At 49.1% G+C, this 279-nt stretch carries 1 protein-coding gene; it reads right to left on the bottom strand.

Features of this window, described 5'->3' with window-relative positions; genetic code table 11:
• On the bottom strand, positions 1–279 hold a 279-nt coding region (locus A3766_RS10490), incomplete at both ends, for an HD-GYP domain-containing protein (protein WP_156508864.1).

Genomic DNA, 279 nt, shown 5'->3' with positions numbered 1-279 from the left:
CAACCAAACGCGGCTCGAACTTAGTGCCTTTCATCTCTTTGAAGAAGTTTAATGTCTCGTCTATAGACCTAGCTTGTTTATAGCATCGACGATTCACCAGCGCATCGAACACATCTGCCACCGAAGCAATTCGCGCAAAGATATGAATATCTTCACCCGCAATACCGTTTGGATAGCCTGAACCGTCCCAGTTCTCGTGATGCCCACCTGCAATGAGCGCGCCCGCTCGCAAGACCTCTAAGTCAGACGTCGAAAGTATATCGTAACCGATCTGGGCAT

The sequence above is a fragment of the Oleiphilus sp. HI0132 genome (assembly GCF_001635845.1).
The sequence above is the reverse complement of the archived record's forward strand: the minus strand, read 5'-3'. Positions and strand labels throughout refer to the sequence as shown.